The 21983-nt window shown below is 69.9% G+C and carries 20 protein-coding genes and 1 riboswitch; of the genes, 15 read left to right on the forward strand and 5 right to left on the reverse strand.

The genetic code is table 11. The features are described 5' to 3' along the window. Positions 1–2 precede the first annotated feature (2 nt). Positions 3–1379, reverse strand: coding sequence for an aminotransferase class V-fold PLP-dependent enzyme (locus ACZ69I_RS04020; RefSeq protein ID WP_470830403.1), 1377 nt, complete (start codon positions 1377–1379; stop codon positions 3–5). A 348-nt stretch (positions 1380–1727) separates the two neighbouring features. Here ACZ69I_RS04020 and ctaC point away from each other — a divergent pair, with 348 nt between their 5' ends. The 4 genes from ctaC to ACZ69I_RS04040 all read left to right on the forward strand — a co-directional run bounded on the left by ctaC (position 1728) and on the right by ACZ69I_RS04040 (position 6203). Next, positions 1728–2690: an aa3-type cytochrome oxidase subunit II gene (gene ctaC, locus ACZ69I_RS04025; protein WP_467668304.1), complete on the forward strand. Its 963-nt coding sequence runs from the start codon at positions 1728–1730 to the stop codon at positions 2688–2690. After that, on the forward strand, positions 2687–4426 hold the full coding sequence (gene ctaD / locus ACZ69I_RS04030; RefSeq protein WP_389712827.1) for an aa3-type cytochrome oxidase subunit I: 1740 nt from the start codon (positions 2687–2689) through the stop codon (positions 4424–4426). Before ctaC ends, ctaD begins: the two co-directional genes overlap by 4 nt. Continuing rightward, positions 4423–4821: a cytochrome c oxidase subunit 4 gene (locus ACZ69I_RS04035; RefSeq protein WP_389712826.1), complete on the forward strand. Its 399-nt coding sequence runs from the start codon at positions 4423–4425 to the stop codon at positions 4819–4821. The genes ctaD and ACZ69I_RS04035 overlap by 4 nt, the downstream gene beginning before the upstream one ends. A gap of 134 nt (positions 4822–4955) precedes the next feature. Next, positions 4956–6203, forward strand: coding sequence for a L,D-transpeptidase (locus ACZ69I_RS04040; protein ID WP_470830404.1), 1248 nt, complete (start codon positions 4956–4958; stop codon positions 6201–6203). Positions 6204–6294: 91 nt separating this feature from the next. Here the strand turns inward: ACZ69I_RS04040 and ACZ69I_RS04045 are convergent, their stop codons facing one another. Continuing rightward, positions 6295–6693, reverse strand: coding sequence for a hypothetical protein (locus ACZ69I_RS04045; protein WP_467668299.1), 399 nt, complete (start codon positions 6691–6693; stop codon positions 6295–6297). Positions 6694–6891: 198 nt separating this feature from the next. On the opposite strand from ACZ69I_RS04045, the gene ctaE reads away from it, so the two are divergent. The 6 genes from ctaE to ACZ69I_RS04075 all read left to right on the forward strand — a co-directional run bounded on the left by ctaE (position 6892) and on the right by ACZ69I_RS04075 (position 14102). Further along, a complete protein-coding gene (gene ctaE / locus ACZ69I_RS04050; RefSeq protein WP_055566234.1) occupies positions 6892–7512 on the forward strand; it encodes an aa3-type cytochrome oxidase subunit III in 621 nt (206 codons plus the stop codon). A 76-nt stretch (positions 7513–7588) separates the two neighbouring features. Beyond that, the gene (qcrC, locus tag ACZ69I_RS04055; RefSeq protein ID WP_361730142.1) at positions 7589–8398 is read left to right on the forward strand and encodes a cytochrome bc1 complex diheme cytochrome c subunit; all 810 of its coding nucleotides are present in this window, start codon (positions 7589–7591) and stop codon (positions 8396–8398) included. Next, a complete protein-coding gene (gene qcrA, locus ACZ69I_RS04060) occupies positions 8395–9450 on the forward strand; it encodes a cytochrome bc1 complex Rieske iron-sulfur subunit (protein WP_467668296.1) in 1056 nt (351 codons plus the stop codon). Before qcrC ends, qcrA begins: the two co-directional genes overlap by 4 nt. After that, entirely contained in the window at positions 9447–11087 is a 1641-nt protein-coding gene (gene qcrB / locus ACZ69I_RS04065) for a cytochrome bc1 complex cytochrome b subunit (protein ID WP_467668294.1), read from the forward strand. The genes qcrA and qcrB overlap by 4 nt, the downstream gene beginning before the upstream one ends. Positions 11088–11225: 138 nt before the next feature. Then, a complete protein-coding gene (gene trpD, locus ACZ69I_RS04070) occupies positions 11226–12290 on the forward strand; it encodes an anthranilate phosphoribosyltransferase (RefSeq protein WP_467668292.1) in 1065 nt (354 codons plus the stop codon). An 84-nt stretch (positions 12291–12374) separates the two neighbouring features. Then, a riboswitch (SAM riboswitch) is annotated at positions 12375–12492 on the forward strand. A 188-nt stretch (positions 12493–12680) separates the two neighbouring features. Further along, positions 12681–14102, forward strand: a complete 1422-nt coding sequence (locus ACZ69I_RS04075) for an aminotransferase class V-fold PLP-dependent enzyme (RefSeq protein ID WP_467668290.1) — start codon at positions 12681–12683, stop codon at positions 14100–14102. A gap of 31 nt (positions 14103–14133) precedes the next feature. On the opposite strand, the gene ACZ69I_RS04080 is transcribed toward ACZ69I_RS04075, so the two are convergent. Continuing rightward, the gene (locus ACZ69I_RS04080; RefSeq protein WP_055566223.1) at positions 14134–14415 is read right to left on the reverse strand and encodes an Lrp/AsnC family transcriptional regulator; all 282 of its coding nucleotides are present in this window, start codon (positions 14413–14415) and stop codon (positions 14134–14136) included. After that, positions 14412–15149, reverse strand: a complete 738-nt coding sequence (locus tag ACZ69I_RS04085) for a rhomboid family intramembrane serine protease (protein ID WP_467668288.1) — start codon at positions 15147–15149, stop codon at positions 14412–14414. The genes ACZ69I_RS04080 and ACZ69I_RS04085 overlap by 4 nt, the downstream gene beginning before the upstream one ends. A gap of 181 nt (positions 15150–15330) precedes the next feature. Between ACZ69I_RS04085 and ACZ69I_RS04090 the strand changes: the two genes are divergently transcribed. From ACZ69I_RS04090 to ACZ69I_RS04110, 5 genes are all read left to right on the forward strand, one after another. Then, positions 15331–15570 carry a hypothetical protein gene (locus ACZ69I_RS04090; protein WP_055566221.1) on the forward strand — a complete coding sequence of 80 codons (240 nt, stop codon included), beginning with the start codon at positions 15331–15333 and terminating at the stop codon, positions 15568–15570. Positions 15571–15604: 34 nt separating this feature from the next. Further along, entirely contained in the window at positions 15605–16954 is a 1350-nt protein-coding gene (locus tag ACZ69I_RS04095) for an NYN domain-containing protein (RefSeq protein WP_470830405.1), read from the forward strand. A gap of 293 nt (positions 16955–17247) precedes the next feature. After that, positions 17248–18279: a C40 family peptidase gene (locus ACZ69I_RS04100; RefSeq protein WP_467668283.1), complete on the forward strand. Its 1032-nt coding sequence runs from the start codon at positions 17248–17250 to the stop codon at positions 18277–18279. A 243-nt stretch (positions 18280–18522) separates the two neighbouring features. After that, positions 18523–19551, forward strand: a complete 1029-nt coding sequence (locus tag ACZ69I_RS04105; RefSeq protein ID WP_470830406.1) for a C40 family peptidase — start codon at positions 18523–18525, stop codon at positions 19549–19551. Positions 19552–19586: 35 nt separating this feature from the next. Further along, positions 19587–20789 (forward strand): hypothetical protein, encoded by a 1203-nt coding sequence (locus ACZ69I_RS04110; RefSeq protein WP_470830407.1) that lies wholly within the window; start codon positions 19587–19589, stop codon positions 20787–20789. On the opposite strand, the gene ACZ69I_RS04115 is transcribed toward ACZ69I_RS04110, so the two are convergent. Then, positions 20746–21981, reverse strand: coding sequence for a glycosyltransferase 87 family protein (locus ACZ69I_RS04115; RefSeq protein ID WP_470830408.1), 1236 nt, complete (start codon positions 21979–21981; stop codon positions 20746–20748). The genes ACZ69I_RS04110 and ACZ69I_RS04115 overlap by 44 nt on opposite strands. Between the last annotated feature and the right edge of the window lie 2 nt (positions 21982–21983).

Consider the following 21983-nt stretch of genomic DNA (forward strand, 5'->3'; position numbering starts at 1 on the left):
GGTCATGAGCTCCGGCGGACCACGTAGGCGACACCCTGGTCCGCCGGCCGCTCACCCACGTACTCCTGCTGCCTGGTCCAGCACCAGGCCGGGATGTCCACCGCCGCCACCTCGTCGTCGGCGAGCACGGTGACGGTGCCGCCCACCCGTACCCGGCCGATCGCCCTGGCCAGCTCGATGACCGGCCGCGGGCAGGCCATCCCGAGCGCGTCGACCGTCACGGCCTCCTCCGCCCCGCTCCCGCCCGCCACCGGCGCCCCCAGCGTCTCGCGCACGCCCCGCACCACGCCGGGCAGCACGTCGAGGAACCGCTCGACCTCCGCGGCCTCGGTGCCCGCGGGCAGCGAGACGCGTACGTTGCCCTCGCTCAGCACGCCCATCGCCTTGAGCACGTGGCTCGGCGTCAGCGTCGAGCTGGTGCACGAGGACCCGGACGACACGGAGAAGTCCGCCCGGTCCAGCTCGTGCAGCAGGGTCTCCCCGTCGACATAGAGACAGGAGAAGGTGACGAGGTGCGGAAGGCGCCGCACCGGTTCGCCCACCACCTCCACGTCCGGCACGAGCCCGGGCACCCGGGCCCGGATCCGCTCCGTCAGCTCCCGCAGCCGCGCCCCCTCCGCGGCGGCCTCGGCCCGCACCGCCCGCAGCGAGGCGGCCGCCGCCACGACCGCCGGAATGTTCTCGAACCCGGCGGCCCGCCCGGACTCCCGCTCGTCGGCGGGCCCTTGCGCGGCGAAGCGCACCCCCTTGCGCACGGCGAGCAGCCCGACCCCGGCCGGACCACCCCATTTGTGGGCGCTCGCGGTCAGCAGCGACCAGGCTCCGTCGACCGGTCCCCAGGGCAGCGACTGGGCGGCGTCCACGAGCAGCGGCACCCCGGCGGCGCGGCAGACCTCGGCGACCTCGGCGACCGGCTGCTCCGTGCCGACCTCGTGGTTGGCCGACTGCAGACAGGCGAGCGCGGTGTCCTCGCGCAGCGCGTCGGCGTACCCGTCCGGGGCCACCGCGCCGCCGCGGTCCACCGGCACCTCGGTCACCGTGCCGCCGCCGCGCTCGTGGTCCTCGGCCGAATGGAGTACCGACGAATGTTCGACGGCCGACACGATCAGGTGGTGTCCGACGCGCCGACGCGCCGCGAGCGCGCCCGCCATTCCGGAGTGCACGGCGCGGGTCCCGGACGTGGTGAAGACGAGCTCGTCGGGCCGGCAGCCCACCGCGTCGGCGGCCGCCTCGCGCGCGGCGTCGAGCAGCAGCCGGGCCCGCCGCCCCTCCCGGTACAGCCGCGCGGGATCGGCCCACCCCTCGTCGAGCGAGGCGGTCAGGGCCTGCCGGGCCACGGGATGAAGGGGAGCGGAGGACGCAGCATCGAAGTAGGACACGCCCTAACGCTAAGACGTGCCCGCGCCTGGAGGCGCCCCGCAAGGGGCACCCTCCAGGGGCGCGGGGAGCCGCGCGCCCGGCCACGGCGCACCCGCACTCGCGGACCAGCAGATTCCGCCGAGCCGGTGGGCGCCCCGACCCTCCGTCAGAAAGCGCCCGACAGCGCCCCGTCCCACCCTTCGGAGTGACCCGCGGCGCGTTAGGCACCCTCCCCGCGCGACCCCAAATAGCGTCCAGTAGGGTTTGGTCCGCATAAACATCCAAACCCCTGCCCGACGCAGGGCGGCGACCTACCAGCGTGAAGGCCGCAGCCGACCGCGCGGGCGAGACTCTCGGGAAGGCGCTACGTGAGTCCCAACGGCTCCGACCGCTCGTCGCGGCGCCCGATGCGGCGGAAGCTGCCGCAGGTGCTGACTGCGGGCCTGATCCTGGCGACCGCCACCGGTTGCACATACAAGGATTTCCCCCGCCTTGGAATGCCCACCCCGGTAACGGAAGAGGCTCCGCGGATTCTCTCCCTCTGGCAGGGCTCGTGGGCGGCAGCGCTCGCCACGGGCGTCCTGGTCTGGGGTCTGATCCTGTGGAGCGTCATCTTCCACCGGCGCAGCCGCACCAAGGTGGAAGTACCGGCGCAGACGCGTTACAACATGCCCATCGAGGCGCTCTACACAGTGGTGCCCCTCATCATCGTGTCGGTGCTCTTCTACTTCACGGCACGTGATGAGTCGAAGCTCCTCAAGCTCGACGAAAAGCCTGCCCACACCATCAACGTGGTCGGCTACCAGTGGAGCTGGGGCTTCAACTACGTCGAGAACGTTCCGGGCGCCGGCAAGGACAACGCCAAGACCTCCAAGGACCTGGAGGCCATCCCGGACAAGTTCCGCAAGGACTTCCCGGCCAAGGCCAACGGTGTCTACGAAGTCGGCACGCCCGGCGAGCGGAACCCCCAGAACGGCAACCCCGGCCCGACCCTCTGGCTCCCCAAGGGCGAGAAGGTCCGCTTCGTGCTCACCTCGCGTGACGTCATCCACTCCTTCTGGGTGGTGCCGTTCCTCATGAAGCAGGACGTCATCCCGGGCCACACCAACGCTTTTGAGGTGACTCCGAACAAGGAGGGCACCTTCATGGGCAAGTGTGCCGAGCTCTGCGGCGTCGACCACTCCCGGATGCTCTTCAACGTCAAGGTCGTCTCTCCCGAGCGCTACAAGCAGCACCTCGAGGACCTGGTGAAGAAGAACCAGACCGGTTACATCCCGGCCGGCATCGAGCAGACGCCCCACGAGAAGAACCGGGAGACGAACAACCTGTGAGCATCCTCAACGAACCCCAGGGTGCCGCGGCAGCAGAAGACTCGTACGAGAACGAGCTGCCGGTCAGGCGCAAGCAGCCGGGAAACGTCGTCATCAAGTGGCTGACCACCACTGACCACAAGACGATCGGCACGCTGTATCTGGTCACGTCGTTCGCGTTCTTCTGCATCGGTGGCGTGATGGCGCTCTTCATGCGCGCCGAACTCGCCCGCCCGGGTACGCAGATCATGTCGAACGAGCAGTTCAACCAGGCGTTCACGATGCACGGCACGATCATGCTGCTGATGTTCGCGACGCCGCTGTTCGCCGGTTTCGCGAACTGGATCATGCCGCTGCAGATCGGCGCGCCCGACGTGGCGTTCCCGCGGCTGAACATGTTCGCCTACTGGCTGTACCTCTTCGGCTCGCTCATCGCGGTCGGCGGCTTCCTCACCCCGCAGGGCGCGGCCGACTTCGGCTGGTTCGCCTACAGCCCGCTGTCGGACGCGGTCCGCTCGCCGGGCATCGGCGCCGACATGTGGATCATGGGTCTGGCCTTCTCCGGCTTCGGCACGATCCTCGGCTCGGTCAACTTCATCACCACGATCATCTGCATGCGCGCTCCGGGCATGACGATGTTCCGCATGCCGATCTTCGTCTGGAACGTCCTGCTGACGGCCGTTCTGGTCCTGCTCGCCTTCCCGGTCCTGGCCGCCGCGCTGTTCGCCCTGGAGGCGGACCGCAAATTCGGTGCCCATGTGTTCGACGCCGCCAATGGCGGGGCCTTGCTATGGCAACACCTCTTCTGGTTCTTCGGCCATCCAGAGGTGTACATCATCGCGTTGCCGTTCTTCGGCATCATTTCCGAGGTCATCCCGGTCTTCTCCCGCAAGCCGATGTTCGGCTACATGGGCCTGATCGGCGCGACCATCGCCATCGCGGGTCTCTCCGTGACGGTGTGGGCGCACCACATGTACGTCACCGGCGGCGTGCTCCTGCCGTTCTTCTCCTTCATGACGTTCCTCATCGCCGTGCCAACGGGCGTGAAGTTCTTCAACTGGATCGGCACGATGTGGAAGGGGTCCTTGTCCTTCGAGACCCCGATGCTCTGGGCGGTCGGCTTCCTGATCACCTTCACCTTCGGTGGTCTGACCGGCGTCATCCTGGCCTCCCCGCCGATGGACTTCCACGTCTCGGACTCGTACTTCGTGGTGGCGCACTTCCACTACGTCGTCTTCGGCACCGTGGTCTTCGCGATGTTCTCCGGCTTCCACTTCTGGTGGCCGAAGTTCACCGGCAAGATGCTCGACGAGCGCCTCGGCAAGATCACCTTCTGGACGCTGTTCATCGGCTTCCACGGCACCTTCCTCGTCCAGCACTGGCTGGGGGCCGAGGGCATGCCGCGCCGTTACGCGGACTACCTCGCCGCGGACGGCTTCACGGCCCTGAACACGATTTCCACGATCTGCTCGTTCCTGCTCGGTCTGTCGATACTGCCGTTCTTCTACAACGTCTGGAAGACCGCCAAGTACGGCAAGAAGATCGAGGTCGACGACCCGTGGGGCTACGGCCGCTCGCTGGAGTGGGCGACCTCCTGCCCGCCGCCGCGGCACAACTTCCTCACGCTGCCGCGCATCCGCTCGGAATCGCCGGCGTTCGACCTGCACCACCCTGAGATCGCCGCTCTCGGCCAGATCGAGAACGACGGGCAGAAGGACGCCGCGCTCTTCGGCGGCGACAAGGAGGCCACGAAGTGAAGATCCAGGGCAAGATGTTCATCTGGCTGAGCGTCTTCGTCCTCGCCATGGCGATCGTCTATGGCGTGTGGTCGAAGGAGCCGGCCGGTACCACGGCGCTCTTCCTGGCCTTCGGCCTGTGCATCATGATCGGCTACTACCTGGCCTTCACGGCCCGGCGGGTCGACGCCTCCGCACAGGACAACCTGGAGGCCGACGTCGCGGACGAGGCCGGCGAGGTGGGCTTCTTCAGCCCGCACAGCTGGCAGCCGCTCTCCCTGGCCGTCGGTGGCGCGCTCGCCTTCCTGGGCGTCGTCTTCGGCTGGTGGCTGCTGTACTTCTCGGCCCCGATCATCCTGATCGGCCTGTGGGGCTGGGTCTTCGAGTACTACCGGGGCGAGAACCAGACCCAGTGAGGTCGTAGTTCCCGCTCGACCCGAGGGGCCCGGACACTTCTGAAAAAGTGTCCGGGCCCCTCGGCGTGTCGGGGTTGACCCCCGGACGGGTCACTCACCGCGCCGGACAGGATGAACCTTCATACCGTGTGTTTATGAGCCACTCACCGCGAATCCGCACGGTACTGAGCTGCACGATGCTGGTGGCCGCCCTCGGGGCAGGGGCCACGGCATGCGGCGGCCCCGACGGCCACCCGCTCTCGGCGAAGCCGTACGACGCGGCCGGCCAGATCGCCTTCAACGGCCCTGTGGGCAGCCAGAAGGCGGACCCGGACAAGCCCCTGGAGGTCACCGCCCAGGGCGACGACGGGCGCATCACCGATGTGACCGCCACCGACGCGGCAGGACGGTACGTGGCGGGCGAACTCTCGGCCGACGGCGCCCGGTGGCACAGCACCACACCGCTCGCGGCGGACGCCCACTACACGGTGCGCGTGAGCACCGAGGACGAGGACGGGGCGCCCGGCCGCAAGGTCATGACCTTCGACACCAACGTCCCGGACAAGAAGAAGCGGCTGAAGGTCACCTTCGGCCCCGAGGAGGGCAAGTACGGCGTCGGACAGCCCGTCACGGCGTCGCTGAGCGCCCCGGTGAAGGGCAAGGAGGCCAGGGCGGTCGTCGAACGCGCGCTCAAGGTCCGCTCGACGCCCGCCACAGAAGGCGCCTGGTACTGGGTGGACAGCGAGACGCTGCACTACCGCCCCAAGGAGTACTGGCCCGCGGGGTCGACCGTCTCCGTCTCCAGCAACCTGCGCGGCCTCAAGGTCGGTGACCGGCTGTGGGGCGCCGAGACCAAGCCGCTCAAGTTCACCATCGGCGACCGGGTCGAGGCCGTCACGGACGCCGGCTCGCACTACATGACGGTCTACCGCAACGGCGAGGAGATCAACTCCATGCCGGTGACCACGGGCAAGCCCGGCTACTCCACGCGCAACGGCGTCAAGGTGGTGCTTGGCAAGGAGTACTCCGTACGCATGACCAGTGCCAGCATCGGCGCCTCGGACTTCTACGACAAGCAGGTGTACTACGCCACACGCGTCACCGATTCGGGGGAGTACGTGCACGCCGCGCCCTGGTCGGTGGGTTCGCAGGGCTACGCCAACACCAGCCACGGCTGCACCGGAATGAGCACCGGCGACGCCGCCTGGTTCTACGAGACCATCCGGCAGGGCGACCTGGTGAGGGTCGTCAACAGCTACGGCGAGGACATGCCGGCCTTCGGCAACGGACTCGGCGACTGGAACATGAGCTGGAAGAAGTGGCGCAAGGGCAGCGCGCTGTTCACCGAGGCCAAGGAGGGCCCCTCGGTGGCCGAAGCGGCCAGACTGCGGCCGCAGGTCTAGCGGCCCGGCAGAGAGGCCGTCAGAGGCGCGCAGACGAACGGAGGGGCCCACGCCGCGCGTGGGCCCCTCCGTTCGTCGATCAGGGGGCGCGTCAGGCCTCCACGGCCTTCTTGCTGCGCAGCAGGCCCGCCAGGGCGGACGCGAACTCCACCGGCTCGACCGGCAGGGTCACCGCGGCCTCCGCGCGGCTCCAGGTGGCGAGCCAGGCGTCCTGCGGGCGCCCCATGAGCAGCAGCACGGGCGGCGCCTGGAAGATCTCGTCCTTGATCTGGCGGCAGACGCCCATCCCGCCCGGCGCCGACTCGCCGTCGAGGACGCAGACGTCGATGCCGCCGTGGTCCAGCTCCTTGATGACCGCGTGCGGTGTGGCGCACTCGACGAACCGGACCTCGGGAACGTCCGTCGCCGGGCGGCGGCCGGTGGCCAACCGGACTTGCTCGCGGGTGCTCGCGTTGTCGCTGTAGACCAGCACCGTGGCGGTCGGCTGCATTGTTCCTCCGATACGTCGAGCTGTTGCGTCGAGCTGTGCCGTCATGGGATCGGGAACCGATGCGCGGATGCTACTCCTCCCGACACCCCGTCAACACCGGTTCGGACAGGCCTCCGATGGGCCATCCGGGCAGGACACACCCCGTAGACACTCCGAACGGCACCCCCCGGGGTGAGGGCGGGATAAGCGACCGACATAATGTCGGTCGTGGCGACAGCAACGACAGTAGATACCGGGCACGCGCACCCGCCGGTCAATCGACCGAACCTCACCAGCGTCGGAACCATCATCTGGTTGAGTTCCGAGCTGATGTTCTTCGCGGCCCTCTTCGCGATGTACTTCACCCTGCGATCGGTGACAGGTCCTGATCACTGGAAGGAAATGGCTTCGGCCCTGAACTTCCCGTTCTCGGCGACGAACACCACGATCCTGGTGCTCTCCTCTCTCACGTGTCAGCTAGGCGTGTTCGCCGCTGAACGCGGAGACGTGAAGAAGCTCAGGATGTGGTTCATCGTCACCTTCATCATGGGTGCGATCTTCATCGGCGGTCAGGTGTACGAATACACCGAGCTGGTCAAGCACGAGGGCCTCTCGCTCTCGTCCGACCCCTACGGCTCGGTCTTCTACCTGACCACCGGCTTCCACGGACTGCATGTGACAGGCGGCCTGATCGCCTTCCTGCTGGTCCTCGGACGCACCTATGCGGCCAGGAGGTTTACTCACGAGCAGGCGACCGCAGCCATCGTCGTGTCCTACTACTGGCACTTCGTCGATGTGGTCTGGATCGGCCTCTTCGCCACGATCTACATGATCAAGTAATCGGCAGCCGCTCACGCGGCACATCCGACACATTCCAGAAGCATCGACGCAGAAGATCCTGACACCGGGGTAATCCGTGAAAAAGCTCTCCGCACGACGACGCCATCCGCTGGCGGCGGTCGTCGTCCTACTCCTCGCGCTGGCGGCCACCGGGGGGCTGTACGCCGCGTTCGCGCCGGCGGACAAGGCGCAGGCCGATGACACCGCCCAGTCCCTCGCCATCGACGAGGGCAAGAAGCTCTACGCCGTGGGCTGCTCCAGCTGCCACGGAACCGGCGGTCAGGGCTCCTCCGACGGTCCGAGCCTGGTCGGCGTGGGCGCCGCCGCTGTCGACTTCCAGGTCGGCACCGGGCGTATGCCGCTCCAGCAGCAGGGTGCCCAGGCGCCCAAGAAGAAGGTCATCTACAACCAGGCCCAGATCGACCAGCTGGCGGCGTACATCTCGTCGCTGGGTGCCGGTCCCTCGGTCCCGACCGAGAAGCAGTACAGCCCGGACGGAGCGGACATCGCCAAGGGTGGCGAGCTGTTCCGCACCAACTGCGCCCAGTGCCACAACTTCACCGGTGAAGGTGGCGCGCTGACGCACGGCAAGTTCGCGCCGTCGCTCGAAGGTGTCTCCCCGAAGCACATCTACGAGGCCATGCAGACCGGCCCGCAGAACATGCCGTCCTTCCCCGACACCACGATGCCGGAGAAGAACAAGAAGGACATCATCGCGTACCTCGACGCGGTCAACGGTGAGAAGACCGAGAGCCCTGGCGGTCTCAAGCTGGGCGGTCTGGGTCCGGTCAGTGAAGGCCTCTTCGGCTGGATCTTCGGTCTCGGTTCGCTGATCGCGGTCGCCGTGTGGGTCGCCGCTCGGACCGCAAAGGCCAAGAAGTCATGAGTAGCCAAGAGATTCCAGAAGAGAACCTGCCCAGCAAGCAGGAGACCGAGCACGGCTCGGTGGCGGTGACGGAAGAGAACCCGTTCGCCGACCCGGGGCTGCCGCCCCACGAGCACCGCGTCCAGGACATCGACGAGCGGGCCGCCAAGCGTTCCGAGCGTGCCGTGGCGTTCATGTTCATGCTGTCGATGCTCGCGACGGTGGGCTTCATCGCCTCGTACGTGGCGATCCCGGCGGACAAGACCATCTACGTCTTCCCGATCGGTCACATCAGCGGCCTCAACTTCGCCCTGGGTCTCACCCTCGGCGTGGCGCTGTTCTGCATCGGCGCGGGCGCGGTCCACTGGGCCCGCACCCTGATGTCCGACGTCGAGATGACCGACGAGCGGCACGAGATCGCGGCCGAGCCCGAGGTCCGCGCCAAGGTCATGGCGGACTTCAAGCAGGGTGCCGAGGAGTCGGGTTTCGGTCGGCGCAAGCTGATCCGCAACACGATGTTCGGCGCGCTGGCCCTGGTCCCGCTCTCCGGCGTCGTCCTGCTGCGCGACCTGGGTCCGCTGCCCGAGGACAAGCTCCGCCACACCAAGTGGGGCAAGGGCAAGATGCTCGTGAACATGAACACGCACGAGCCGCTGCGTCCGGCGGACGTGCAGGTCGGTTCGCTGACCTTCGCGATGCCGGAGGGGATGTCGGAGCACGACCACGACTTCCAGACGCAGATCGCCAAGGCCGCCCTGATGATCGTCCGCATCCAGCCGGAGAACATCAAGGACAAGCGCGAGCTGGAGTGGTCGCACGAAGGCATCGTGGCCTACTCCAAGATCTGCACCCACGTGGGCTGCCCGATCTCTCTGTACGAGCAGCAGACGCACCACGTCCTCTGCCCGTGCCACCAGTCCACCTTCGATCTCTCCGACGGTGCCCGAGTGATCTTCGGCCCGGCCGGTCACGCCCTGCCGCAGCTGCGCATCGGCGTGAACGAAAAGGGCTACCTCGAGGCGCTCGGCGACTTCGATGAGCCCGTCGGCCCTGCCTTCTGGGAGCGCGGATGAGCACCACCACCACTTCCTCGAACGACAAGCGGCAGAAGGCACCCGCCGGTGAGCGGGTCGCGGACTGGGCCGACGGCCGGCTGGGGATCTACTCCCTGGCCAAGGCCAACATGCGCAAGATCTTTCCGGACCACTGGTCCTTCATGCTCGGTGAGATCTGCCTCTACAGCTTCATCATCATCATCCTCACGGGTGTGTACCTGACGCTGTTCTTCCACCCGTCGATGAACGAGGTGGAGTACTCCGGCAGCTACATCCCGATGCAGGGACAGCTGATGTCGGAGGCGTTCAACTCGACCATGCACATCTCCTTCGATGTGCGCGGTGGTCTGCTGATCCGGCAGATCCACCACTGGGCGGCGCTGATCTTCCTCGCCGGCATGTTCGTGCACATGATGCGCGTGTTCTTCACGGGTGCGTTCCGCAAGCCGCGTGAGGTCAACTGGCTGTTCGGCTTCCTGCTGTTCGTCCTCGGCATGTTCACCGGTTTCACCGGTTACTCGCTCCCGGACGACCTGCTCTCCGGTACCGGTGTCCGCTTCATGCAGGGCGCCATCCTGGGAGTGCCGATCGTAGGCACGTACCTGTCGATGTTCCTGTTCGGCGGGGAGTTCCCCGGCGGCGACTTCGTGGCCCGGTTCTACTCGGTGCACATCCTGCTGCTGCCGGGCATCATGCTCGGCCTCGTGGTGGCGCACCTGATCCTGGTCTTCTACCACAAGCACACGCAGTTCGCGGGTGCCGGCAAGTCCAACAAGAACGTCGTCGGCATGCCGCTCCTGCCGGTCTACATGGCCAAGGCCGGAGGCTTCTTCTTCCTGGTCTTCGGTGTCATCGCGGTCATCGCGGCGATCGCCTCGATCAACCCGATCTGGGCCATCGGCCCGTACCGCCCGGACCAGGTGTCCACCGGCGCCCAGCCCGACTGGTACATGGGCTTCGCCGAGGGTCTGATCCGCGTGATGCCGGGCTGGGAGATCAACCTCTGGGGCCACACGCTCGTCCTGGGCGTGTTCATCCCGCTGGTCGTGGTCTTCCCGCTGGTCCTCGTGGCCATCGCGGTCTACCCGTTCATCGAGTCCTGGGTCACCGGCGACAAGCGCGAGCACCACATCCTGGACCGCCCGCGCAACGCCCCGACCCGTACGGCCTTCGGTGTCGCGTGGATCACCGCGTACATGGTCATGCTCGTCGGTGGCGGCAACGACCTGTGGGCGACCCACTTCCACCTGTCGCTGAACGCGATCACCTGGTTCGTCCGGATCGCCTTCTTCGCCGGGCCGGTCATCGCCTTCATCGTCACCAAGCGGATCTGCCTGGGTCTGCAGCGGCGCGACAAGGACAAGGTGCTGCACGGCCGCGAGTCGGGCATCATCAAGCGCCTGCCGCACGGTGAGTTCATCGAGGTGCACGAGCCGCTCAGCCAGGACCAGCTGCACACCCTCACGGCGCACGAGCAGTACCAGCCGGTCGAGATCGGCCCCTCGGTCGACGAGAACGGTGTCGAGCGCAAGCTGTCGGGCTCGCAGAAGCTCCGGGCGAAGCTCTCCAAGGGCTACTACGGGGAGCACAACCAGATCCCCAAGCCCACCGCCGACGAGTACAAGGAGATCACGAGCGGCCACGGCCACCACTGATCAACCGCGAGTCGCCACGGCACGAGCCCCGTCCATTGCATGGACGGGGCTCTTTGCCGTCCCTGCGGCTGGATAGGGTGGTCTCACCCCGAATGACCGGGGTGAGACCACACGGACAGACGAAGACCAGGAGCGGCTATGAACGCTGTGACCCCCGCAGGAGGCGACACCGCGGCGGCCCGTTCCTGGCCCGACGTGCTGAACGGCCTGCTCGACGGGCGGGACCAGAGCGCCGACGACACGGCGTGGGCCATGGACCGCATCATGCGGGGCGAGGCCACCGACGCGCAGATCGCGGGCTTCGTGATCGCGCTGCGGGCCAAGGGCGAGACGGTCGAGGAGATCTCCGGCCTGGTCCGCGCCATGTACGCGCACGCCAACGTCATCGAGGTGCCCGGCCCGACCGTCGACATCGTGGGCACCGGCGGCGACGGGGCCAAGACCGTCAACATCTCCACCATGTCCGCGATCGTCGTCGCGGGAGCGGGCGCGAAGGTCGTCAAGCACGGCAACCGCGCCGCCTCCAGCGCGTCCGGCGCCTCCGACGTCCTCGAGAAGCTCGGCGTCAACCTCGACCTCTCGCCCCGGCGGGTGGTCGAGGTCGCCGAGGAGGCCGGCATCACGTTCTGCTTCGCCGTGAAGTTCCACCCGGCGCTGCGGCACGCGGGCGCCGCGCGCAGCCAGCTGGGGATCAGGACCGTCTTCAACCTCCTCGGTCCGCTCACCAACCCGGCGAAGGTGCGGGCCCAGGCGGTCGGCGTCGCCGACCCCCGGATGGCGCCCATCGTCGCCGGGGTGTTCGCCGAGCGCGGGCACTCCTCGCTCGTCTTCCGCGGCGACGACGGGCTCGACGAACTGACGACCACCTCGACCTCCCGGGTCTGGGTGGTGCGGGACGGCGCCGTGCGCGAGGAGGCCTTCGACCCCCGCGAGGTGGGGATCGGCCTGGTGCCGGTCGAGGCGCTGCGGGGCGCCGACGCCTCGTACAACGCGGAGGTGGCGCTGCGGCTGCTCGACGGCGAGAGCGGGCCGGTGCGGGACGCGGTGCTGCTCAACTCCGCGGCGGCGCTGGTCGCCCTCTCGCCGACCGGTGAGCCGCTCGTGGAGCAGATCCGGGCCGGGATGGCGAAGGCGGCGCAGGCGATCGACTCGGGCGCCGCGAAGCGGGCCCTGGAGCGCTGGGTGGCGGCCAGCAACCGCTGAGACGCCCCCCGTGTGACGTACGGCGCAGTCCGGATTCTGGACTGCGCGTTGCGCGTCGAAGATCGTGTGGCAGGATGCTGCACAGGTCATGAGTGACAGCGACTACGGCCCCGGCCCGCTGTCCGGCAACCCTCCGTCCGTGGCGGGGTGCCCCGGGTGAAGACCAGGTCGTACGCAGCAAGGCGTATGGCAAGCGCGGACCCCTGGACATCGGTGAATGTCCGCCCCTGGGGTCCTGGTCCTCAAGGGAGCAGTCTCGTGAGCAAGCGAATGTGCTAGGGCCTCCGGCCCCTTTCCGCGCACCCTTTTCTCTTCATCACTGCGCCGCCGTACCCCTCTGCCGTACGCGCTCTTCGCAGTGAACTCACTTGCCTCTTACGGGAGTTCGCCATGTCTGTTTCCGCCGTTGCCGCCGACTCGTCCGTCTGCGCCCCGCTGGCCGTCCTCGGCAGGGACGTCACCGTTCCGCTGGTCACCGGCGGCGAGGTGACCTACGCCGCGCTCGACTACGCGGCGAGCGCGCCCGCCCTGCAGCGGGTGTGGGACGACGTGGCCGCGTACGCCCCGTACTACGGCAGCGTGCACCGCGGGGCCGGCTACCTCTCGCAGCTGTCCACCGACCTCTTCGAGAACTCCCGCACGACCGTCGCCGAGTTCCTCGGCTGCCGCGAGGGCGACCAGGTCGTCTTCACCCGGTCCACCACCGACTCGCTGAACCTGCTCGCCGCCGCCCTGCCCGCCGGTTGCGAGGTCTTCGTCTTCGAGACCGAGCACCACGCCTCGCTGCTGCCGTGGCGGGACGCCCGCGTCACCTACCTCGACGCGCCGCGCACCCCCGACGAGGCCGTGCACACCCTGGAGCGCGCCCTCGCCGACCGCGACCCTTCCCCAAGCTCTCAGCTTCGTTCGAGCAGGGGAGGCCCCAATGGGCCCGCCCTGGTGTGCGTGACCGGCGCCTCCAACGTCACCGGCGAGCTCTGGCCCGTGCGTGAACTGGCCGCCGCCGCGCACGCCCACGGTGCCCGGATCGTGCTCGACGCCGCCCAGCTCGCGCCCCACCACCCCGTCTCCATCGACGAGTTGGACGTCGACTGGGTCGCGTTCTCCGGCCACAAGCTGTACGCGCCCTTCGGCTCGGGCGTCCTCGCGGGCCGCTCCGACTGGCTGCGCGCCGCCGAGCCCTACCTCGCGGGCGGCGGCGCCTCGCGGAAGGTGGCGCGACGCCCCAAGGAGGCAGGCGGCGGCGTGGACGTGGAGTGGCACGACACCGCGGCCCGCCACGAGGCCGGTTCGCCCAACGTCATCGGCGTCTACTCCATCGCCTCCGCCTGCAAGGCGCTCACCGACGCGGGCTTCGACGAGCTCGTCGCCCGTGAGCAGCACCTGATCGCGAAGGTGCGCGAGGGCCTCGCCGAGGTACCGGCCGTGCGGGTGCTCTCGCTGTTCGGGGACGACGCGCCGCGCGTGGGCGTCATCTCCTTCGTCGTCGACGGCTGGAACAGCTCGCACTTCGCCGCCGCGCTCTCCGCCGAGTACGGGATCGGCGTACGGGACGGCCTGTTCTGCGCCCACCCGCTGGTGCGCACCCTGCTCGGCGGCGAGTCCGACGAGCCCGGCGAGTGCGGTGCCCCCGAGGCCGCGCCCGGCGAGAAGTCGCTGAACGCCATTCGGGTGAGCTTCGGCGCGGGCACCCCCGACGAGCACGTCGAGCGCTTCGTGCGCGCGGTCAAGGAGCTGGTGGCGGACGGCGCCCGGTGGAACTACCGCACCGAGGACGGGCGTTGCGTGCCGGACACCGGCGCGGCCGCCTGACCGGACGGGCGCGGGCGGGCGCGGACGGCGCCTAGGAGTCGAGGCCGATCGCGAAGGCCGCTTCCAGGTCGTGCTGCGAGTACGTACGGAACGCCACGTGGGTGTCGGTCCCCTCGACGCCGGGGATCTTGCTGATCCGGCCGGGGATGACGTCCGCCAGGTCGTCGTGGCGCGGCACCCGCACCATCGCGATCAGGTCGTACGTACCGGTCACGGAGAAGACCTCACTGACGGAGTCCAGCGCGGCGATCGACTCGGCGATCTCCGGAATCCGGTCCACGCTGGTCTTGATGAGCACGATCGCGGTGATCACGGCTGGCTGTCTCCCTCGGTGGCCGGTGCACTGCCTTTCACATGCACTCTAGTCCTCCGGGCCACCCACCCCCACGCGACGAGGAACCCGAGCGAGAAGCCCACGAGATGCGCCAGATAGGCGACTCCCGTGCCGTTGCCGCCCTGCCCCGCGGCCAGCCACTGCAGCGTCACCCAGAACGGCAGCACCACCCACGCCGGAAAGCGCAGCGGCAGGAAGAAGAGGAACGGGAAGAGGCTGGTGACCCGCGCGCGTGGGAAGAGATAGAGGCAGGCACCGAGGACGGCGGAGATCGCCCCCGACGCTCCCACGAGCGTCTGGTCGGAGCCCGCGTGCGCGGCCGCGTAGGCGAGCAGGGCGAGATATCCGCAGCAGAGGTAGAAGAAGGCGTACCGGAGGTGGCCCATGCGTTCCTCGACCATGACCCCGAACACGTACAAGAAGAGCATGTTCCCCAGCAGATGAAGCCAGCTGCCGTGCACGAACAGGGCGGTGAACGGGCCGAGGGCGGCGCTCGGGGCACCGCTGAACAGTTCGACGGGTACCACTCCCCACCGCTCGAAGTAGACCTGTTGCGCACCGATCAACTCGTCGCCGCGGCCGTAGGAGGGGTTGAACCCGGAGACCGGGGAGATCAGGAAGACCGCGCAGCAGACGGCGATCAGCCCGTACGTCACCGGGGCGGTGCCCCCTCCGAGCAGCCGGCCTGCCTTCGTACCCCATGTGCGGATCATGGACAGAGCATGACGTAACGGGTGCTACCTCCGCAGACCGCCATGCCGCTCGGCGGACCGCCGCATGGCGCCCCTTACAGGCCTTAGGGTTACGGGCAATGCGCACACGGAAACCTGCGCACGCCCCACGGTCGCCGAAGATGTCGCCGCTGCCAGTCTCCGAAGAAAGCGAACAGCCACGATGACGGTTCCCCTGCCGACCGCCACCACCCGGTGGCGCTGCACGCTGTGCGGCAATCTCACGCGTTTCGATGTGACCCGCAGCTCGAAGGTCGTCGAGTATGTGCATCTCGACCTGGCCGGAGAGTCGAACGTCGAGGAACGTGAGGTGGTCAGTGAGACCATCGAGTCCGTGCGTTGCCGCTGGTGCAACGCCGTGGATCAGGTGGAACTCGTGGACAGGCCGGGCGCCGACTCCTGACGGAGCGGGGCCCGCACAGCTAGTGGGGTGACGGATGGTGGAGAGCTCGGGCGGGGAGCCGGACGACGGCGCCGCTGAGGTGCTCGACCGTCCGCTGCCCGACGGGGTGCGGCGACGGGTCGTCCACATCGTCTCGGACGGCTTCGGCGGCCTCACCCTGGCCGAATTGCCCCCTCAGCTGCGGCAGTACGCGCGCTTCACGCCCACCCGGCGCGCGAAGTTCGCGGGCAACGCCATGGCGGCCGCGCTGGAGAACGACACCCTCTTCCGCCAGCGCATCGGCGAACGCCTCAGGGAGGCCCAGCCCGAGCTCGCCGCCGCCCTGGACGCGGGCTCGCCGCCACCGGCCGCCGATCCGCTGGATGTGGCGGCCGCCGCCTACGTGCTGCGCCCGGCGGGCTGGGTGAAGCTGGTCACCGCCGCGGGCGAGGAGGCCCAGCGGGCCGACGCCGAGCGCGTGGACGACGAGACCAGGGCGGAGCTGGAGCGGCTGCGCGAGGAGCTCGCCGCCGCCCGCGGGCAGACCAAGGCGGAGACCGAGCGGCTGCGCGCCGAGCTCGACACGGTGCGCAGGGAAGCCGAATCGATGCAGCGCAAACTGCGCGGGGCGCTCAGCGACGTCAAGCGCGGCGAGGCCGCGCTGCGCAAGGCCGCCGCCGAGGCGGAGGCCGTGCGCGCCGAGGGGCAGGCGCAGGTGTCGGCCGCCGAGAGCGAGACGCGGCGGCTCAAGGCGCGGCTCGGCGAGACGGAGGCGGCGCTCGAGGCGAGCCGCAGGGCGGCGCGCGAGGGGCGCAGCGTCGAGGACATGCGCCTGCGGCTGCTGCTCGACACGGTGCTCGACGCGGCCCAGGGGCTGCGGCGCGAACTGGCCCTGCCCCCCGTCTCCGTACGGCCCGCGGAGACCGTGGACGCCGTCGAGCCGGGGCGGATGTCGCCCAAGGACATCGCCGCCCGCGCGCTCTCCGAGAGCGACCCGGCGATCCTGGACCAGCTGCTCGCGCTGCCGCAGGCGCACCTGGTCGTCGACGGCTACAACGTCACCAAGACCGGCTATCCGACGATGCCGCTGGAGAAGCAGCGGTTGCGGCTGCTCGGCTCGCTCTCGCAGCTCGCCCTGCAGTCGGGCGCCGAGGTGACCTGCGTCTTCGACGGCGCGGAGCTGGCCGCGCCCGTGCTGCTCGCGCCGCCGCGCGGGGTGCGGGTGCTGTTCTCCAAGCCCGGTGTCACGGCGGACGAGTTGATCCGTCAGCTGGTGCGCGCGGAGCCGCCGGGGCGGCCCGTGGTCGTGGTCTCGACCGACCGCGAGGTGGCCGACGGGATCGCCAAGGCGGGGGCGCGGCCGGTGGCTTCGGCGGTGCTCCTGAAGAGGCTTTCGCGGGGCTGACGGGGCGGGGCTTTCGCGGGGCTAAAGGGTGTGGTGCAACTCCTGGGTGCTATGCCTGAATTGAGCGCCGCCGGGAGCGACGTAGTGTCAGAAGATCATCACTGGCTGTGCGTTATCGGTAAAGAATGCGCTTCGCGACCGGTTTTTTGCCGGTGTGATTTGAACTGATCACAAGAAGGTCACTAAGGTCTCGCTTCGAACCCCCGCTCGGTTGATCACCCATCCGGGGTGGCGGCGGTGGTACCCGCCCGCCATGTCCCGGTAGGCGGCCGGAGGAAGAAGGAGCCGCCCGAGTGGCGTCCCACCGTCGACCCAAGCAGCCGAGCCGCACCCGCGTGACCGTGCTCACCGCGACCGCCGCCGCTGCCGTGGCCCTCACCTCGCAGGGTGCCGCCCAGGCCGCCCCGAAGCCGAGCAAGGACGAGGTCAAGTCCAAGGTCGACAAGCTCTACGAGGACGCGGAGCGGGCCACCGACAAGTACAACGGGGCCAAGGAGAAGCAGGAGAAGCTCGAGAAGCAGATCGGCGAACTCCAGGACAAGGTCGCCGACGGCCAGGAGGAGCTCAACGAGCTGCGCGACGGCCTCGGTTCGATGGCCAGCGCCCAGTACCGCTCCGGCGGCATCGACCCCTCCCTGCAGCTCTTCCTCTCCTCCGACCCGGACAACTACCTGGACAAGGCGTCCACCCTGGACCAGCTGAGCAGCCAGCAGGTCGAGGCGCTCAAGAAGATCCAGAAGAAGCAGCGTGACCTCGCGCAGCAGCGCAAGGAGGCCGCGGGCAAGCTCGACGACCTCGCGGACACCCGCGAGGAGCTCGGCAAGAAGAAGCGGGAAGTCCAGGGCAAGCTCGGCGAGGCCCAGAAGATCCTCAACACGCTGACGGCCAAGGAGAAGGCGGCCATGGCCGCCAAGGAGAAGCAGCGCGCGAGCCGCGCCGCCGGCGAGCGCGCGGACCTCGGCGACGAGGCGCCCGCCTCCGGCCGCGGCGCCGCCGCCATGGCCGCCGCCGCCACCCAGATAGGCAAGCCCTACGTCTCCGGCGGCACGGGACCCAACTCCTACGACTGCTCGGGCCTCACCCAGTGGGGATTCGCGCAGGCCGGCGTCCACATCTCCCGGACCACGTACACCCAGCAGAACGACGGCACGAGGATCGGCCGCGGCGACCTGAAGCCCGGCGACCTGGTCTTCTTCAACAACCTCGCGCACGTCGGCTTCTACGCGGGCAACGGCCAGGTGCTGCACGCCCCGCACCCCGGCGCCTCGGTGCGCTACGAGTCGATGTCCTACCTGGGCACCTTCCAGTTCGGCGTCCGCGTCTGACCCGCGCCGCTCCGGCACCCCGACGTCAACGCCTTGCCGACACCGTCCGAACGGGCGAATTCCGGTAACTCCCGCTGACCCCGCGCCCCGTTGATGACCTGCGTCTGAGGCGGGGCGCCGGGCTGTCCGCGGCCTTCGCGCACCTCGCCGGGTCTTTGGCCGCTCCGTGGTCGCACGGCTACTGTCGGCGCGCATTCCCCCGGACAGCCGGGGGGTCGTCAGCGGAAGGGAGAGCGGCTTCCCGTGGGGTTCCATCGCCGTCCCGCACAGCCCGGTCTCGACCGGAGCACGCGCGTCACCGTCCTTTCAGCGGCAGCGGCCACCGCGGCGGCGGCCCTCGGCGCCGTGCCCGCAGGCGCCGCGCCGCAGGACAAGCCGTCCGCCACCCGGGCCACGGTCGACCGGCTGTACGAGCAGGCCGAGCAGGCGACCGAGCTGTACAACAAGGCCGACGAACGCACGGACAAGCTGCGTGCGCAGGTCGCCCGGGCCAAGGACAGCGTCGCGCGCGGCCAGGAGCGCATCAACCGGATGCGCGGCGCGCTCGGCGCGCTCGCCGGTGCGCAGTACCGCGACGGCGGCATCGACCCGGGACTGGCCCTGCTGCTCTCCTCCGACCCGGACGGCTACCTCGACCGGGCCTCGGTCCTCGACCGCGTCAGCGCCCGGCAGGCGGGTGAACTGGCCGATCTGCAGCGGGCCCAGCGCAGCCTGGCGCAGGAGCGCACCGAGGCGGGCCGCAAACTCGCCGAGCTGGAGAAGAGCCGCACCACCGTCGCCCGCCACAAGCGCACCGTCGAGCACAAGCTGGCCAAGGCCCGGCGGCTGCTCAACTCCCTCTCCCGCGGGGAGCGCGACGCGTACGAGAGATCCTCGCGCTCCGACGAGCGCGGCGAGCTGCCGGAGCTCGGGGGCGCCGCCTCCTCCTCGCGGGCCGCCGCCGCGATCGCCGCCGCCAGGTCCGCGGTCGGCAAGCCCTACGTGTGGGGCGCCAACGGGCCTACCGGATTCGACTGTTCGGGCCTCATGCAGTGGTCGTACGCCCAGGCCGGGGTCGGCCTGCCGCGCACCTCGCAGGCCCAGCGGTACGCGGGGCGCCAGGTGCCCCTCTCCCAGGCGCGGCCCGGCGACCTGGTGGCCTACCGCGACGACGCGAGCCACATCGGGATGTACATGGGCAACGGCCAGGTGGTGCACGCGCCCTACCCCGGAGCGGCGGTCCGCTACGACCCCGTCGGCATGATGCCGGTGTCGTCCGTGACACGGATCTGACCGGTCCGCGCGCCGCGCCCCGTACGATCGGGAAGGTGGCTGGTCACAGACGTGGGTCGTGGGTGGTGGCGCTGTGCTTCGCGCTCTGCCTCGCCGTGCTCGCAGGCTGCGGCGGAGACCCGGTCCCCGACGCGGCCGCCGGTGACGTGCGCAGGCTCCTGGAGCGGCGCGCGCAGGCCGTCCTCGACGGGGACGAGAAGGCGTACGACAGGACGGAGCGGCCCGCGAAGGGCGCGCCGGACCTCTTCGAGCGCGTCGGCGAGGTCCCGCTGGACTCCTGGGAGTACCGGCTGACCGGCCTGGACCGCTCCGGCGCCGAGGCCACCGCGAGCGCCGAACTCCACTACCGCATCAAGGGTTACGACCGCGCGCCGGTCACCGCCGAGCGCACGCTGACGCTGGAGCGGCGCGCCGGACAGTGGTACGTCACCGCCGAGCGGCCCGCGAAGAGGTCCGGCGAGCAGCTCTGGGACCAGGGGCGGGTGCGGGCCGAGCGCGGCGCGCACAGCCTCGTCCTCGGCGTCGGGCGCGGCGCCGCCGAACTGCGCGCCCAGCGCCGCATCGCCGACCGGGCGGTGCCCGCCGTCCGGAGCGCCTGGCCGGGGAAGTGGCCGGGCCGGGTCGTCGTACTGGTGCCCCGCTCCCTGGACGGCATGGCGGGGCTGCTCGGGGCGCCCGCCTCCGGCTACCGGGGGATCGCGGCGGTCACCACCGGCGAGGCGGGCGGGTCGGGGCGGGCGCCGGCCGACCGCGTCATCGTCAACCCCGACGCGTACGGCGTCCTCGGCGACTTCGGCAAGCAGGTCGTCCTCACCCACGAGGCCGCCCACGTCGCGACCCGCGCCCAGACGTCCCCGGCGACCCCGCTGTGGCTCTCCGAAGGGTTCGCGGACTGGGTGGGCTACCGCGGCACGGGCCGCACCGCGGTGCAGGCCGCGCCCGAACTGCGGCGCTCGGTGCAGCGCGGGCACCTGCCCGGCGCTCTCCCCGAGAACGACGACTTCGGCTTCGCGGGGGACGCCGCGCAGCTCGCCCGCGCGTACGAGGGCGCCTGGCTGGCCTGCCGGATGATCGCGGAGCAGTGGGGCGAGCAGAAGCTGACGGACTTCTACGCGGCGGTCGGCGCCCGCAAGAGGCAGGCGGGCGCGGTCGGGGCCGCGCTGCGGGAGGTCCTGGACACCACGCCCCGGGACTTCACGGCGCGCTGGCGTACGTATCTGCGTGCGGAGCTCGGCTGACCGGCTCCGGCACGGGCCGCGGCCGTCCGCGCGGTTCGGACACCGTCTGGCGCCACAGGTTCCGGCAGGCCGGCACGGTCGCCGCGACCAGCAGGCCGTTGCGCACGAGGAGCAGGCAGACGCCCAGCGGATCGCCCGCGACCACGTGCGAGAACCAGATCGGGAACTCCAGGAAGGTCACGAAGGTGGCCGCGAGGACCAGCCGCGCGGGGAGCACCATCCGGCTCGTGCGGAACGCCAGACAGACGGCGGCCGCCCCCACCAGCCAGAGCATGTACTGCGGACTGATCACCCGGCTCGTGGTGGTGAAGAGCAGCACGGCCACGAAGGCCGCGTCCGCGGGCGTGCTCGCCGACCAGGCCCCGGCCCGCAGCCGCCAGACCAGGAGCCAGCAGAACGCCGCCGCCGAGAGGGCCTGCGCCGCCGTGCTCACCAGTGGGACGTACGGGCCGAGGAACTCCACCGAGCCGTAGTTGAGGCGCACTTCGCCGTGCCAGCCGAGGTGCCGGGCGACGTGGAAGACGAGGGCGCCGAGCGACTCCACCTCCGTGCCGCGGTCGCGCTGGAAGGTGAGGAAGGCGAACGCCCCCGGCATCGCGACCAGGAAGGCGAGCGTCAGGGCGAAGGCGGTGCCCGCCGCCGCCGTCCAGGACCGCCGGGTCGCCCGGCCGCGCGGAGCTCCTACGAGCAGCAGCACCGGCCACACCTTGAGCAGGGCCCCGAACCCCGCGAGCACCCCCATGACGCGCGGGTGCCGCGCCCCGGCGAGCAGCGCGGCGACCGCGACGGCGGTCACCATGACGTCGTAGCGCGCGTAGACGGTGGGCCCGAGGAGCGCCACGCCCACGACCCACACCCAGGCGCCCCGCGGCGACCTGCCGGGCCGCCGCGCCGTGGAAAGCAGCAGCCCGCACACCGCCGCGTCGCAGAGGAGGGCCAGGACGAAGAAGGCCGAGGCGTAGCCGAGGAAGGGCAGCAGGGCGGGGGAGAGGACCGCGAGGGCGGCGGCGGGCGGGTACTGCCAGGTGACGTCGTCCAGCGGGAAGGTGCCGGTGCGCAGCACCTCGTACCAGCCCTGGTAGATGACGGAGACGTCACTGGTCACGTCCGGCCCCGGGACCGTGAGCAGATGGAAGACGCAGAGCAGCAGGAGGGCTCTGGTCAGGACCCACACGGTCAGGATGCGTACCATGC

This window comes from Streptomyces sp. NPDC036815 (assembly GCF_055609205.1).

Excerpts from the sequence above, each read along its gene's own strand:
- ACZ69I_RS04045 (WP_467668299.1), bottom strand. The coding sequence starts at position 6,693 with ATGCAGCCGACCGCCACGGTGCTGGTCTACAGCGACAACGCGAGCACC.
- ctaE (WP_055566234.1), top strand. The coding sequence starts at position 6,892 with ATGTCGGTCGTGGCGACAGCAACGACAGTAGATACCGGGCACGCGCAC.
- qcrA (WP_467668296.1), top strand. The coding sequence starts at position 8,395 with ATGAGTAGCCAAGAGATTCCAGAAGAGAACCTGCCCAGCAAGCAGGAG.
- qcrB (WP_467668294.1), top strand. The coding sequence starts at position 9,447 with ATGAGCACCACCACCACTTCCTCGAACGACAAGCGGCAGAAGGCACCC.
- ACZ69I_RS04115 (WP_470830408.1), bottom strand. The coding sequence starts at position 21,981 with ATGGTACGCATCCTGACCGTGTGGGTCCTGACCAGAGCCCTCCTGCTG.
- ACZ69I_RS04075 (WP_467668290.1), top strand. The coding sequence starts at position 12,681 with ATGTCTGTTTCCGCCGTTGCCGCCGACTCGTCCGTCTGCGCCCCGCTG.
- ACZ69I_RS04095 (WP_470830405.1), top strand. The coding sequence starts at position 15,605 with ATGGTGGAGAGCTCGGGCGGGGAGCCGGACGACGGCGCCGCTGAGGTG.
- ACZ69I_RS04090 (WP_055566221.1), top strand. The coding sequence starts at position 15,331 with ATGACGGTTCCCCTGCCGACCGCCACCACCCGGTGGCGCTGCACGCTG.
- ACZ69I_RS04085 (WP_467668288.1), bottom strand. The coding sequence starts at position 15,149 with ATGATCCGCACATGGGGTACGAAGGCAGGCCGGCTGCTCGGAGGGGGC.
- ACZ69I_RS04040 (WP_470830404.1), top strand. The coding sequence starts at position 4,956 with ATGAGCCACTCACCGCGAATCCGCACGGTACTGAGCTGCACGATGCTG.
- trpD (WP_467668292.1), top strand. The coding sequence starts at position 11,226 with ATGAACGCTGTGACCCCCGCAGGAGGCGACACCGCGGCGGCCCGTTCC.